This window comes from uncultured Allobosea sp., from assembly GCF_945956895.1.
Classification (GTDB): Bacteria; Pseudomonadota; Alphaproteobacteria; order Rhizobiales; family Beijerinckiaceae; genus Allobosea.
This window is the reverse complement of record NZ_CAMFJF010000031.1, coordinates 1-13,209: the sequence shown is the minus strand read 5'-3', so window position 1 is coordinate 13,209 and position 13,209 is coordinate 1. Positions and strand designations below refer to the sequence as shown.

At 67.1% G+C, this 13,209-nt stretch carries 12 protein-coding genes; 11 read left to right on the top strand and 1 reads right to left on the bottom strand.

Annotation, left to right across the window (positions count from 1 at the left end; genetic code table 11):
• Window positions 1–74 precede the first annotated feature (74 nt).
• Window positions 75–413: a hypothetical protein gene (locus tag Q0Q02_RS16020; protein WP_293810748.1), complete on the top strand. Its 339-nt coding sequence runs from the start codon at window positions 75–77 to the stop codon at window positions 411–413.
• A gap of 22 nt (window positions 414–435) precedes the next feature.
• Here the strand turns inward: Q0Q02_RS16020 and Q0Q02_RS16015 are convergent, their stop codons facing one another.
• Window positions 436–1,560 carry a mandelate racemase/muconate lactonizing enzyme family protein gene (locus tag Q0Q02_RS16015; protein WP_293810747.1) on the bottom strand — a complete coding sequence of 375 codons (1,125 nt, stop codon included), beginning with the start codon at window positions 1,558–1,560 and terminating at the stop codon, window positions 436–438.
• An 89-nt stretch (window positions 1,561–1,649) separates the two neighbouring features.
• Here Q0Q02_RS16015 and Q0Q02_RS16010 point away from each other — a divergent pair, with 89 nt between their 5' ends.
• The 10 genes from Q0Q02_RS16010 to Q0Q02_RS15965 all read left to right on the top strand — a co-directional run.
• Complete coding sequence (locus tag Q0Q02_RS16010; protein WP_293810746.1) at window positions 1,650–2,294, top strand: GntR family transcriptional regulator; 645 nt, start codon at window positions 1,650–1,652, stop codon at window positions 2,292–2,294.
• On the top strand, window positions 2,291–3,220 hold the full coding sequence (locus Q0Q02_RS16005; protein WP_293810745.1) for an alpha/beta hydrolase: 930 nt from the start codon (window positions 2,291–2,293) through the stop codon (window positions 3,218–3,220). The genes Q0Q02_RS16010 and Q0Q02_RS16005 overlap by 4 nt, the downstream gene beginning before the upstream one ends.
• Window positions 3,221–3,243: 23 nt before the next feature.
• Window positions 3,244–4,464, top strand: a complete 1,221-nt coding sequence (locus Q0Q02_RS16000; RefSeq protein ID WP_293810744.1) for a sugar ABC transporter substrate-binding protein — start codon at window positions 3,244–3,246, stop codon at window positions 4,462–4,464.
• A 67-nt stretch (window positions 4,465–4,531) separates the two neighbouring features.
• The gene (locus tag Q0Q02_RS15995) at window positions 4,532–5,431 is read left to right on the top strand and encodes a carbohydrate ABC transporter permease (protein ID WP_293810743.1); all 900 of its coding nucleotides are present in this window, start codon (window positions 4,532–4,534) and stop codon (window positions 5,429–5,431) included.
• On the top strand, window positions 5,428–6,264 hold the full coding sequence (locus Q0Q02_RS15990) for a carbohydrate ABC transporter permease (protein ID WP_293810742.1): 837 nt from the start codon (window positions 5,428–5,430) through the stop codon (window positions 6,262–6,264). The genes Q0Q02_RS15995 and Q0Q02_RS15990 overlap by 4 nt, the downstream gene beginning before the upstream one ends.
• Window positions 6,261–7,163: a sugar phosphate isomerase/epimerase gene (locus Q0Q02_RS15985; RefSeq protein ID WP_293810741.1), complete on the top strand. Its 903-nt coding sequence runs from the start codon at window positions 6,261–6,263 to the stop codon at window positions 7,161–7,163. Before Q0Q02_RS15990 ends, Q0Q02_RS15985 begins: the two co-directional genes overlap by 4 nt.
• A complete protein-coding gene (locus Q0Q02_RS15980; RefSeq protein ID WP_293810740.1) occupies window positions 7,163–8,182 on the top strand; it encodes a Gfo/Idh/MocA family oxidoreductase in 1,020 nt (339 codons plus the stop codon). The genes Q0Q02_RS15985 and Q0Q02_RS15980 overlap by 1 nt, the downstream gene beginning before the upstream one ends.
• A gap of 155 nt (window positions 8,183–8,337) precedes the next feature.
• On the top strand, window positions 8,338–10,716 hold the full coding sequence (locus tag Q0Q02_RS15975; RefSeq protein WP_293810739.1) for a caspase family protein: 2,379 nt from the start codon (window positions 8,338–8,340) through the stop codon (window positions 10,714–10,716).
• A 532-nt stretch (window positions 10,717–11,248) separates the two neighbouring features.
• A complete protein-coding gene (locus Q0Q02_RS15970) occupies window positions 11,249–12,484 on the top strand; it encodes an ATP-grasp domain-containing protein (protein WP_293810738.1) in 1,236 nt (411 codons plus the stop codon).
• Between the two features lie 2 nt (window positions 12,485–12,486).
• On the top strand, window positions 12,487–13,209 hold a 723-nt coding region (locus tag Q0Q02_RS15965), incomplete at its 3' end, for an NAD(P)-binding domain-containing protein (protein WP_293810737.1).

Genomic DNA, 13,209 nt, shown 5'->3' with positions numbered 1-13,209 from the left:
CCACATCTCGCACCTGCGTCGACCATCGGGCTGCCGCCTTGGCCATATTGCTTGAAAAACTTCGCCGCGCAGCCTTGATCCTGGGCTGGGCCGCTGTCGGAGCGATCGTCTTCGCGACGTTGTCTCCCATCGAATTGCGACCGCATGTTGCCGGCATCCGACCGGATGGCGAGCGCTTCCTGGCGTATTTCACGGCGAGCGCATCGCTGGGCTTCGCCTATCCGCGCCGGCGCCTCATCGTGCTGGGCGCCATCATCGCGATCGCGCTCGGACTCGAATGGCTGCAGACCCTGGAAGCGACCCGCCACGGCAGGCCGCATGATGCCATCATCAAGACGGCCGGCGCGGCGGCCGGAGCCGGCGCCGCGATGCTGTGCGAGCGCATCCTGCGCCGCTTCGGCTCGTCCCCTTGAGCGTACGCGTCAGGGGATGGCGTCAGGCATGGCTCGCCGGCGAGGTCTCGTCCCGCTCGCGGATGAAATCCATGTTGAGCTTGAGACCCAGGCCCGGCAGGTCGGGCACGTGCATATGGCCGTCGATCGGCAAAGGCGCGCCGTCGAAGACCTGGGCGGTGATGTCCTCAAACATCAGCAGGCGTTCGAGGAAGAGCGCGTTCGGGACGGCCGCAACCAGATGCAGGTGGAGGTTCTCCATCGCGTGCGGCGCGAACTTGACGTTCCAGGCCTGGGTGAGCGCCGCGCATTTCAGCATCTCGGTATAGCCGCCGGCCCGCGCGCCATCGACCTGCACGATATCCGCGGCGTCGTGCATGAGCAGGTCCCTGACCCCGAACTTGGTGTATTCGTGCTCGCCGGTCGCCAGTGGTATGTCGGTGCCGCGCTTGAAGCGGGCGAGGCCGGGGATGTCGTCGGCGAAGACAGGCTCCTCGAACAGGAAGATGTCGTATTCGCGAATGCGATTGGCGAGCTGCACCGCCGTCGCCGCATCGAAGGAGTTGTTTGCGTCGACCATCAGGTTGATGTCCGGGCCGACCGCCTCGCGGACCTTGCGGACGCGCTCGGCGTCGCGCCTCGGATTGCGGCCGCCATCGAAACCGACCTTGAACTTCACGGTCGTGAAGCCGCGCGCGACCATGCCCTTGATCTCGTCGACGAGCTGATCGTCGGAATAGGAGGTCCAGCCGCCGCTGGCATAGACCGGCACCTTGGTCCGGTCGCCGCCGAGCAGCCTGTAGACGGGGAGATCGACGATCTTGCCCTTGAGGTCCCACAGAGCGATGTCGACCGCGCTCAGCGCGCAATACATCAGGCCCTTGCGGCCGACACCGCGCAGGTAGTGGAAGAATTCCTGCCAGATCGCCTCGGTTTCGAGCGGGTCGCGACCGATCAACCTCGGCGTCATGTTGCGGTTGATCAGCTCGCAGGTCGCCTCGCCTCCGACCTCGTGATAGGTGACGCCGATCCCCTCCAGCCCCTGATCCGTCGTGATGCGGACGATCACGAAGCCGATCGTCTCGACCTTGCGCGTCGCATCGGCGAAGCCGCCGAGGACGGGCGCTGAGACGAGGTGAACGTCGATCTTCCCGATCCTGTGACGCATCCTCTTCCTCCCGGCACCCGAATTGACATCATTATCAATAATGATATCGATATTCACATCAACAGACCTTGTCCAGCGAGGCGCCCGCCTTGATCCCGAAGCTCAGCCGCCCCTCCGATCTGGTCTATGGCATCGTCAAGCGGCGGATCATCCTCAATGAGCTGACGCCCGAGACGGTGCTGACGGAGCTCGGCCTCGCCCATGAGATCGGCTGCAGCCAGGGGCCGATCCGCGAGGCCTTGCTGCGCCTGCAGGAGGACGGCCTCGTCGTCCGCTCGGGGCGGCGAACGATCGTGACGCGGCTGACGGCCGAGGAAGCCGATGAAATGCTGGCCCTGCGCCGCCGCATCGAGACGCGCGGCGCACTGAAGGCCGTGCACAATGCCGACGGCCCGGCGCTCGACGACCTGCGCGGCATCCTGGCCGCGATGAAGGACGCCGCCGCGGAGGGCGACGAGTACCGCGTCATCGAAGCCGACAAGGATTTTCACCTTGCCCTGTTCCGCCTCTCCGGCCTCGATGCCCTCGGGCAGATCCTCGCACGCTGCATCATGCACTCGAACCGCTTCAAGCTCTGGGCGCCGGAGCATCGCCGCCCCCTGACCGAGACGGCACGACGCCACGATGTTCTCTACGAGCGCCTTGCGGCCGGCGATGGAGCTGGGCTCGCCGCGGCGCTCGGCTCCCACATCGATACGATCGTCATTCAGGGTGGCGACGAGGTGGCGGCATGAGCGCTTTCATCCACCCGCAAATGGCCCGGATCCTCGCCGTTTTCGCGGCGACGCCCGGCGTCGACCTCAAGGCCTTGCCGATCGCGGAGGCCCGCGCCACCTCCGACGCCGCCTCCATCGCCTGGAACGAAGGCGCGCCCGATATGCCAGTGCGCGAGATTGCCGTGCCGGTCGACGGCGCCTCGCTGCGCGGGCGGCTCTATCATCCGAAGCCCGGAACCGCCCTGCCTCTCATCGTCTATGTCCATGGCGGCGGCTGGACCTTCGGCTCGGTCGACACCCATGACGGCACGATGCGGACCCTCGCGGCGGCCTCCGGCTGCGCCGTCTTCGGCTTCGACTATCGCCTCGCGCCGGAACATCCCTATCCGATCCCGCTGGAGGATACGCTCGGCGCCATCGCCTTCGGGCTCAGCGGCGAACTCGGCGCCGATGTCGACACGCGGCGTTGGGCGCTTGCGGGAGACTCGGCCGGCGCGACGCTCGCGCTCGCGGCGATGATCCAGCGCCGCGACGCCGGGCTTGCCCTCCCCGCGACGGCGGCCCTGTTCTATGGCTGCTATGCCCCCGATTTCGACACCGGCAGCCATGCGCGGTTCGGGGAAGGCTACATCCTGACCACGGCGAACATGCGCTGGTACTGGCGCAACTATCTCGGCGCCGCCTTCGACGCGCCGCCGTCCCTCGCCACGCCGCTGCATGCCGACCTTGCCGGATTGCCGTCGCTCTACCTCTCGGCGTGCGGGCTCGATCCGCTGGCCGACGACACCATCCGCCTGGCCGATCGTCTCGCGGCGGCAGGCGTCGCCTTCCGTTACGACCATGTGGCGGGCGTCGTCCATGGCTGCCTGCGGATGAGCCGCAAGCTCGCCCCGGCCCAGGCCATGATCGACGCCGCGGCGGCCTACATCACCGAAAGACTATAAAAACATCAGGGGAGTGAAACGTCATGGAACGCAGGACTTTCATGAAACTCGCGGGAGCGGCCGCGCTCTCCTTCGAAGCCGCCAGACCAGCCATCGCCCAGGGCAAGGCGACGGTGCGCTGGTGGTACCATTACGACAATCCGCAGAACACGCCGGCCAGCCTCGTCGCGAAATTCGAGGCGGAGAACCCGGACATCAAGATCCAGGCCGAGCCGATCCCATGGGGCGGCGGCACCGACTACATCAACCGCATCTTCTCGGCCCTGGTCGCCGGCAACCAGCCGGACTGCGCCATGGTGCGCCTGTCCTATCTCTCGCGCTTCGGACAGATGAAGGCGCTGGAGCCGCTGGACGGCTTCCTCGCCGGCTGGAAGGGTCGCGGCGACATCGCCGAGGACGTCTGGACAATCAACCGCTCGCCTGATGGCAAGCAGTACTACATGCCCCTGCACTACGTGGTGATCTATCTCTACTACCGGCAGGACCTGCTTCAGCAGGCCGGGCTCCAGCCGCCCAAGACTTTCGGTGATTTCCTGACGGCCGCGCAGGCCCTGACCAAGGACGGCATCTATGGCTACGGCATGCGCGGCGGCGCCGGCTGCCATGACAACTGGGGCCCGTTCGTGTTGGGTGGCGGTGCCAGCTTCGACAAGGGCGGCATGGTCACGGAGAAGGCGCTCGCTGCCAATCGCTGGTTCGTCGACCTCGCCGTGAAGCACAAGGTCGTGCCGCCCTCGGCACCGACCGACGCCTTCCGCCAGATCGTCGACGCCTTCAAGGCCGGCCGGACCGGCATGGCGATCCACCATATCGGCTCGGTTGCCGAGGTCGTCGGCGCGCTCGGCGACAAGGTTTCGGCCGTGCCGGTGCCGCGCGGGCCGGACGGCGGCGGCTGGACCTATTTCGGCGACGAATCCAACGCGATCTTCGCGGGAAGCAAGAACAAGGAAGCGGCCTTCCGCTGGATCAGCTTCCTGTCGAGCGCCGAGAACAATGCCGAGCAGGCCAAGCTCAGCGGCCAATTGCCGATCACCATCTCGGATGCGAAGAGCTGGACCGTGCATCCCAAGCGCTTCGTCGAGGCGAGCGATGCCTCCCTGCCCATCGCCAAGCCCTTGCCGGACCATGTGAAGACGCCGGATTTCGTCGGCCGCGTCCTGCCGACCAATCTGCAGCGGGCGCTGACCGGCGGGATGAACCCTGACGACCTCATGAAGGCGGTCGAGCAGACCTTCTACGGCTGAGGCCGGATCGCATCGCGCGGCGCCGGGTGCCCCCCCGGCGCTGCCCATCGATCCAAGGGACGATGCCATGAACAAGGCAACGGCGACCAGCGCCACGGTTCGCGCCGCGACCCCATACGGTTTTCTGCTGCCGGCACTGCTGGTGACGGCGCTGGTCATCCTGTTCCCGGTCCTGCAAACGGCCTGGTACAGCCTGCACGACTACGTTCTCTACGACCCCGACAATTTCCGTTTCGTCGGCCTGCGGAACTTCGCGACCGCCCTCTCGGACGAGGTCTTCTGGATAGCCCTGCTCAATTCGGCGATCTGGGTCGCGGGCGTCGTCTCGCTCCAGCTCCTGCTCGGCCTCGGCGCGGCGCTCCTGCTCAACCAGAGCTTCTGGTGGCGCGGGCTGGCGCGCGCGCTCGTCATCATCCCCTGGGCTCTGCCCAGCGTGATCATCGGCCTGATGTGGACCTGGATCTACGATTTCAATCTCGGCGTCTTCAACGACATCCTGCTGCGCCTCGGCCTGATCTCGGCGCCTCATCCCTGGCTCGCCCAGCCTTCGACGGCGCTCGCCTGCATCATGCTGGCGCTGGTCTGGCAGGGCTTTCCGTTCTTCACCGTCACCATCCTGGCGGGGTTACAGACCGTGCCGGGCGAGCTCTACGAGGCAGCCGAGATCGACGGCGCGAGCACCTGGCGCCAGTTCCTCCACGTCACCCTGCCCTCGATCGCCGGCATCGTCGCCACGGCCGTGCTGCTGCGCATCATCTGGGTCGCCAATTCGCTCGACGTCATCCTGGTGATGACCGGAGGCGGGCCGGGCTATGCCACGCATACGCTGCCGCTCTATGCCTTCCTGCGCGCCTATACCGGCATGGAATTCGGCTATGCCGCCTCGCTTTCGCTGATGCTGACTGCGATCCTGCTCGGCATCGTCTGGCTCTATGTCCGCCGACAGGCCGGGGAGATGGAGAGATGATCCGGCGTCGCTCCTTCATCCGCAATCTGATCCAGGTCGAGATCCCCGTGCTGCTGGTGCTCGCCTTCGCGCTCGCGCCCTTCGCCTGGATGCTGCTGACCTCGATCAAGCCGAATGCGGACCTCTCGCAGTTTCCGGTGCGCTACCTGCCGAGCAGCACCACCTTCGAGCATTACCGGACGCTGATCCAACGCACGAGCTTTCCGGTCAATCTGCTGAACAGCCTGATCATCGCCTGCGGCGCCGTGCTGCTCGGGCTCGCGACCAGCGTTCCGGCGGCCTATTCGTTCTCGCGCTTCCGCTTCGCCGGGCGACGCACGCTGATGACCGGCTTCCTCGTCATCAACATGTTCCCGATCGTGCTGCTGATCATCCCGCTCTTCGTGCTGATGCGGACGCTCGGGCTGATCGACACCTTTCTCGGCGTCATCATCGGCCATTCGACCTTCTCGATCCCGTTCTCGATCTGGATGCTGGTCAGCTACTTCAACGCGATCCCCAGGGATCTCGACGAAGCCGCGACGATCGATGGCGCATCGCGCCTGCAGACGATCCGGCTGGTCGTGCTGCCACTGGTGATGCCGGGCATCGTCACCACGGCGATCTACGTCTTCATCACCTCGTGGAACGAATATCTGTTCGCGATGATGCTCTCGGGCGAGACGGTCAGGCCGGTGACCGTCGCCCTGCAATTGTTCATCGGCGAATTCACGGTGCAGTGGGGCATCCTCACCGCGGGCGGAACGATCATCGCGCTTCCCGTTACCATTCTTTTCCTTTTTGTGCAGAAGCGCCTCGTCGGCGGCCTGACGGCAGGAGCAGTCAAATCATGACCAATGCGATCGGGGTGATCTCGATGTTCTATGCGCGCCCCTTTGGGCGCGAGCATTTCCCGACCTTCCAGCGCATGAAGCAGGCTGGCGCCGATGTGGTCGAATTGCTGGTGCCGGAGCCGGGCGAACTCGACCTCGCCGAGACGAAGGCCGCCGCAGCCGATGCCGGCCTTTCGATCGTGCTCGCGGCGCGGGTGAATCTGACCCGCGATCTCGCCAGCGCCGATCCGGCCGCGCATCAAGCCGGCATCGCCTATCTCGAGCAATGCGTCGACATCGCCGCCGCGCTGGGGGCGGGCATCGTCGGCGGGCCGCTTTACGGCGCGCCGCTCGTCTTCGCCGGCCGGGCGCCGCATCCGGTCGAGCCGGCCGAGCGTCGCCGCCGGGTCGAGGCCGTCGTGCGCGGCCTGACGCAGGCAGCGAAACGCGCCGCCGACAAAGGCGTCGTCCTCGGTGTCGAGCCGCTGAACCGTTTCGAAACCGACATGTGCAACACCTGCCGGCACGCGCTGGATTATGTCGAGGCCGTCGCTTCGCCGGCCGTCGGCGTGATGCTCGACACCTTCCACATGAACATGGAGGAATACGATCTCGCCGCCTCCATCCGGCTGGCCGGGTCGCGGCTCGTGCATTTCCAGGCGAACGAGAACAACCGCGGCTTCGTCGGCTCCGGCCATATCGACTGGCCGGCGATCGCCCGCGCGCTTGCCGCAAGCGGCTACAAGGGCCCGATCGTGCTGGAACCGTTCCGCCGCGACGACGAGGCGGCGGGCGTGACGCTGGCGCAATGGCGTGCCCCCTCCCGCAACGAGGATGCCGAACTCACGGCCAGCATCGACTACCTCAGGGCGACGCTCGCCTTCGCCGAACGGCTCGCGACGACGAAGGGAATCGCGTGATGACATCCCCTCTTCGCCTCGGCTGGATCGGCTGCGGCACGCATGCCAACGAGATGCTGCTGCCGCAGGTCACCCGGCACGACGTCGTCCTGCAGGCGATCTGCGACATCTCACCGGAAAACCTCGCCGCGACCGGTCGGCGCTACGGCGTCACGCCCGAGAACCAGCTGGGCGACTGGCGCGCCCTGCTCGCCCGCTCGGATATCGACGCCGTCGGCCTCGCCATGGGGCCGCAGCAGCATTACGAGGTCGGCCTCGCGACAATCGCCCGCGGATTGCCGCTCTTCATCGAGAAGCCGCCGGCGGCGACGTCGCAGCAGGCACAGGAGCTGGCCGATGCCGCCAAGGCTCGCGGCATTCCCGTCGTCGTCGGCTTCATGAAGCGCTATTCCACCGCCAACCGCATCGCCGCCAACGTGATCCATGCGCCGGAATTCGGGGAAACGGCGAGCTTCCTTGGCCAGTACATGACCGCGCCGACCTACTTCGCCAAAGACGTCGACTACACCGGCTTCTACCTGCATCACTGTGTGCATTATTTCGACCTGATCCCACATCTGATGGGCGAGGTTGCGACGGTCAGCGCGCGCCGGCACGAGCTGGAGCCCGGCAAGCTGCTCCTCCATGTCGATTTCCGCTTCCGCAACGGCGGCATCGGAACGCTCGTGATGGGCACGCATCAGTCGCGCGGCACGCCGATGGAATGGTGGCAGGTGATGGGCGACCATCGCCGCGTCGAGGTGCGAAACCTGCACGAGGTCCGCTATTTCCGAGCTCCGCCGTTCAAGGTGTCGCGCGGCGACGCCACCCTGGTGGATATTGAGGATACATTGGTCTGGGAGCCCAATTTCACGGTCGCCGCCAACGAGGACCACAAGGGCTATCACGCGATCCTCGGCGATTTTGTCCGGGCCGCCCGTGGCGAGAAGCTCGACGTCCCTGATGCCGTTGCCGGCGCGCGCGCGCTCGCACTCCTCGAACAGGCCGTCGCGTCCGCCGAGACCGATCGGCGCCGGTGATCCAGGCTCCGGAGATCAAGCGAAGCAACCGGCTCGGGTTCTGGTATCGGCAGTGACGTTCAACCCCGATTGAGGTCCCAGCCACTCGTGGTTTCAACGAATTTCATTCAATCTCCGTTCAGGCTGGAAGGCTGATTCTGCGACGAGCGGCCTTATTGCGTGAGGTTTCCATGGTGCTCTGGCGTGTCGTCTGCGGTCTTGTCCTTGCGGCTGCGCTGCTGAGCGGACAGCCCGCTCAGGCACAATCCTCCGAGAAGCGAATCGCGCTCGTGATCGGCAACGGCGCCTATCCGGAGGGAGCCCTGGCGACGCCGGCCAACGATGCCGGCCTGATCGCACAGACACTGCAGGCCGCCGGTTTCGACGTCGTCGGCGCGCGCGACCTCGACACCACGACGCTGCGTTCCACCTTCCGCGAATTCCTCGACAAGGCCGCGGCTTCGGGACCCGACACGGTCGCCTTCGTCTATTATGCCGGGCACGGGCTGCAGTTCGAAGGCGAGAACTATCTCGCCCCCGTCGATGCCCGCATCACGCGCGATGCCGACGTGCCGCTGGCCGCCATCCGCCTGACCGATCTCGTCAAGCCGCTGGCGACGCTCCCGCTCAAGGCGCGGATCATCGTGCTCGACGCAGGCCGCGCCAACCCCTTCGCCCGCTCGGGCCAGCCGCTCGCCGGCGGGCTTGCCCTGATGCAGCCTGATCCGGGCGCGCTGATCGCCTTCAATGCCGCACCCGGCACCATCGCGCCGGAGGGCAAGGATTACAGCGCCTATGCCACGGCCTTGTCGGAGATGATCAAGGAGGGCGGCCTGCCGCTCGACGACCTGTTCGAGCGCGTGCGGCTGCGCACCAGCGAACTGACCGGCGGCGCCGGGATTCCCTGGCAGGCATCGAAGGTCCAGGCGCCCTTCCTGTTCTTCGAGCGCACGAACGCCGCCCCGCCGGCGCAGAGCCGTTTCCTCGACCTGCGCGACAAGCCGATCCGTGATTTCGACGCGCGCGACGCCTATCTCGCGGCGCTCGCCCGCGACAGCATGCGCGGCTATGAGGACTTCCTCGCCGCCTATCCGGGCGACCCGCTGGCGAAGCGCGTCCGCGCGATCCTGGCCGCCCGGCGCGAGGCGATCGTCTGGCGCGAAAGCGCCGTCGCCGATACCCCGGACGCCTATTGGTCCTATCTGCGGCGCTATCCGCGCGGTCCCCATGCCGGCGATGCGCGCCGCAGGCTGACGCATTTCGCCGCCGCCTTCGAGCCTCCGGCCGCCTTTGCCGCCCTCTCCTACGACGTGCCGCCGCCCCCGCCCGACGAGATCGTCTATGTCGAGCGCCCCGTCGTCTATTTCGCCGATCCGGTCTACGACCTGCCGCCGCCGCCGGTGCCGGCCCTGTTCCTGCCGCCGCGGCCGGTCTACTATGTCGACCTGGCGCCGCCACCCCCGCCCATCGCCGCCTTCGTGCTGCCGATCCCGATCTATCACCCGGTTCCGCTCTGGGTGGAACGGCCGCGCTATGTCGTCCCGCCGCCGGTCAACATCATCAACGCCAACATCCACAACACGGTGGTGGTGAACCCGACCGCACAATCCGTGGTGGTGACGAACCCGCAGGGCCGGCCCGAGCCGCCCTTGCCGCCGGCACTCATGGGTAATCCTCAGGCCCCGGCAGTCCCGGTTTCCCAGCCCGGACAGCCGGGCTTCGTGGCGGGTGCCCAGCAATTGATCCAGCAGCATCCGGCTGCAGCCGCGGCCCTTGCGGCAACCGCAGCCGCCTTGCCCGCCGCCGCCGTCTTGCGCGCCCGGCAGCAGCAGGTGCGTCCGCCGCAAGGCAATCCGCCATCAGTGCCCGCGCTTCAGCCCGGCCGGCAGCCGGCATTGCCTGCCGGGCCCGGCCAGTTGCGCCCCGGGCCGTTGCCGCAACCGAACCTGCCGGTGGCGGGGCGCGGTCCTGCGGCCCCCGTGCCGACCGGCGTGAAGCCCTTGCCGATGCCGGGCGCCTTGCCGGCCGCCCCCGCGCAACGTCTCGCCGCACCGCCCGGCATCTCCCAGCCGAACCGCCCGGTCGCGGCTGGCCCACGCATGGCGCCTCAGGCTCCGCAGGGCGCTGCCGCCGAGACTGCGCGACAGGCAGCAGCGCAGCGGGCTGCACAACAGCGTGCGCAGCAGGCCGGAGCGCTTCAGGCGCAACAGCAACGCGCGGCCCAGCAGCGCGCAGCCATGCAGGCACAGGCCGCACAGCAGCGACAGTCTCAACAGCGTGCGATGCAAGCCCAGCAACAGGCTCAGCAGAGGGCGGCCATGCAGGCGCAGGCCCAGCAGCAACGACAGGCTCAGCAGCGCGCGATGCAAGCCCAGCAGCAAGCTCAGCAAAGGGCGGCCATGCAGGTGCAGGCCCAGCAGCAACGACAGGCACAGCAACGTGCGATGCAGGCCCAGCAGCGCAGCCAGATGATGGCCCGCCCGCATGCTGCACCGCAGCCGGCGCGCGCTCCGCAGCATCGGCCTTGCCCGCCCGGCCAGCCGTTCTGCCGCTGAGTTCAGGCAGCAACGCAGACGGCCTGCCTCTCGTCGTCGCTCGGCGGCGTGCGATCAACCGCACGCCGCCAGCCAACTGTCGACGGAAGGGCTGTACGCTCTTTCGCGGCGTGGGCCTGCAAAACGCAACGGGTTGCGCGTTTGATCGGCAGGACGACCTCTGTTCCTGCCGCTGGGCGCCCTTCGAAAATCCCCCCGCTTGCCTCTTGCAGAGCGCAGCATCGTAGCGACCGAGGCGAAGCTCGACACCACGCGCCCCAGGCTGCGAGGTCCATCGTATCTCGCTGGAGCATCGGCTCTTCCCGAAAACCGCGTGCCACTTTTCGGGCCGATGCCCTAGCCGACCATTTTTTTTCGAGCCGTCCGTGCCGCAACGGCATCGTGCGCGTTTTTAAGGGGAGCCGCCCACGCGCGCGAGTGGCCTGCGGCTGAAGGGACGTGTCGAAAAACGAGGCTGGGCATGCGTCACCCCCTACTGAAACAGCCCTCCGTTCTGTTGGGGTCGGCCTCCTCCGGAGGAACGATCGCGGCGATGCGACACCTCACCGGCTACGGTGTCGGCGTCAATGTCATCGTCGATCATCCCTTTTGTCCGGCCGGGTGGTCGCGCTGCACCGGGCGCCGCCATGCCGGACCGGTCGAAAGCGACAGCGTGCGCTATCTCCACCGGCTGCTCGCCATCGGAAAATCCGATCCCGGCCAGGTACTGCTACCGACATCCGACGAACTGGTCTGGCTCTACACCACCAACGCGCCGCTCCTCGCGCGCTATTTCCGCCTGTACCAGCCGCCGGTCGACACCATCAGGCGCATCCTCGACAAGGCGCTGCTCGAACAGGCCGCGACGAGCGCCGGTGTCGCGGTCCTGCCAAGCTGGGATCCCCGGAACCTGGACGAGCTCGCCGAACTGGCGCCGCAGCTTCCCTATCCGGTCCTGATCAAGCCGCGGACCCATGTCCATCGCCTGCGCAACGACAAGGGCGTGGTCGTGCGATCTGCCGACGAGCTCGCGACGGAGTATCCGCGCTTCCTGGCTCGCGAACGCTACCGTTTCGACGAGACGCCGCGCGCACCCGATGCGGTGCGGCCGGTGATCCAGAAATTCGTCGAGATCGGGCGCGAAGGCGTGGTGTCCATCTCGGGCTTCATCGGACGCAGCACCGACGTGTTCGTGACCCGGCGCTCGACCAAGATCCTCCAGCGCTCACGGCCTGTGGGCGTCGGCGTATGCTACGAGTCGCGCCCGGCCGACCCCGCCCTGTCGCTGGCGGTCCATCGCCTGTGTCGCGAGCTCGGCTATTTCGGGCTGTTCGAGATCGAATTCATCCTGCACGACGGCGCCTGGACGGTCATCGATTTCAACCCGCGCCTGTTCAACCAGATCGGCCTCGATCTGCGCCGCGGGCTACCCCTGCCGATGCTGGCCTATCTGGATGCGCTCGGAGAAGCCGATGCCCTGCGGACGCTCGCGGCCACGGCACAGGACGAGGACCCGGCCGAACAGGTGGTCTTCTGCGACAGCTTCACCCTGCACGCGATCCTTCTGGCGCAGGCACTCTGCATGCGAGCTCACCTCAAGGATCTGACGTATTGGCGCAACTGGGCGAAGCAGAACCGCGCGCATATGGTTCGTTTCGCGTTCGATCGCGGCGATCCGCTACCGGGCATCATCCATGTCCTGTCCGAGCTCTATCTCGGCTTCCGGGCGGCGCCGCGCTTCGTGCGGACCATGCTGCCGTCCTCTCCCCTCGTTGCGCGCGGGCTGTGACGATGAGCAGGCAACTCGTGGCGATCATCGGCGGCGGGCCTTACGGGCTTTCGCTCGCAAGCCATCTCGCGGCCCGCAATGTCCCGCACCGGATATTCGGACAGCCCATGGCCTTCTGGAGCCAGATCGCCCGAGCGGGATCCCAACGCTATCTCAAGTCCTATTGCTTCGGGACGAATATCTCCTCGCCGGACCCGGGCTCGACCTTCGCCGACTACAACGAGCCGCGCGGCCTGGAGACGTTCGAGCCCTGCTCCATCGCGAATTTCGTCGCCTACGGCCTCTGGTTCCAGGAACGGCATGTCGAACGGATCGAGCCCGTCGACGTCGCGAGCGTCTCCCGATGGGGAGACGGTTATTTTCTGACGCTCAGCAATGGCGAGGCGGTCGAGGCATCCGATGTCGTCGTCGCCACCGGGCTGGCGAATTTCGCCAGGATGCCGCACGCCTTGCGGACCCTGCCCGGTGCCGCCGCCACGCATACGGCCAAGGTCGACAGCTTCGCCGCCTTCCAGGGGCTCGAGGTCGCGGTCGTCGGCTCCGGCCAGTCCGCCCTCGAAGCCGCGGCACTGCTCCATGAAGCCGGCGCGGCGCCGCGCTTGCTGATCCGCAAGCCGTCGACCCTGTGGATGACCCGCGGCAGCCGCACGCCGACGCTCTGGCAGCGTATCCGCTGGCCGGTCTCCGCGCTGGGCGGCAGCCCCAAGGCCTGGGCCCTGACGCAA

Excerpts from the sequence above, each read along its gene's own strand:
- Q0Q02_RS16005 (WP_293810745.1), top strand. The coding sequence starts at position 2,291 with ATGAGCGCTTTCATCCACCCGCAAATGGCCCGGATCCTCGCCGTTTTC.
- Q0Q02_RS15985 (WP_293810741.1), top strand. The coding sequence starts at position 6,261 with ATGACCAATGCGATCGGGGTGATCTCGATGTTCTATGCGCGCCCCTTT.
- Q0Q02_RS15970 (WP_293810738.1), top strand. The coding sequence starts at position 11,249 with ATGCGACACCTCACCGGCTACGGTGTCGGCGTCAATGTCATCGTCGAT.
- Q0Q02_RS16000 (WP_293810744.1), top strand. The coding sequence starts at position 3,244 with ATGGAACGCAGGACTTTCATGAAACTCGCGGGAGCGGCCGCGCTCTCC.
- Q0Q02_RS15980 (WP_293810740.1), top strand. The coding sequence starts at position 7,163 with ATGACATCCCCTCTTCGCCTCGGCTGGATCGGCTGCGGCACGCATGCC.
- Q0Q02_RS15990 (WP_293810742.1), top strand. The coding sequence starts at position 5,428 with ATGATCCGGCGTCGCTCCTTCATCCGCAATCTGATCCAGGTCGAGATC.
- Q0Q02_RS15995 (WP_293810743.1), top strand. The coding sequence starts at position 4,532 with ATGAACAAGGCAACGGCGACCAGCGCCACGGTTCGCGCCGCGACCCCA.
- Q0Q02_RS16015 (WP_293810747.1), bottom strand. The coding sequence starts at position 1,560 with ATGCGTCACAGGATCGGGAAGATCGACGTTCACCTCGTCTCAGCGCCC.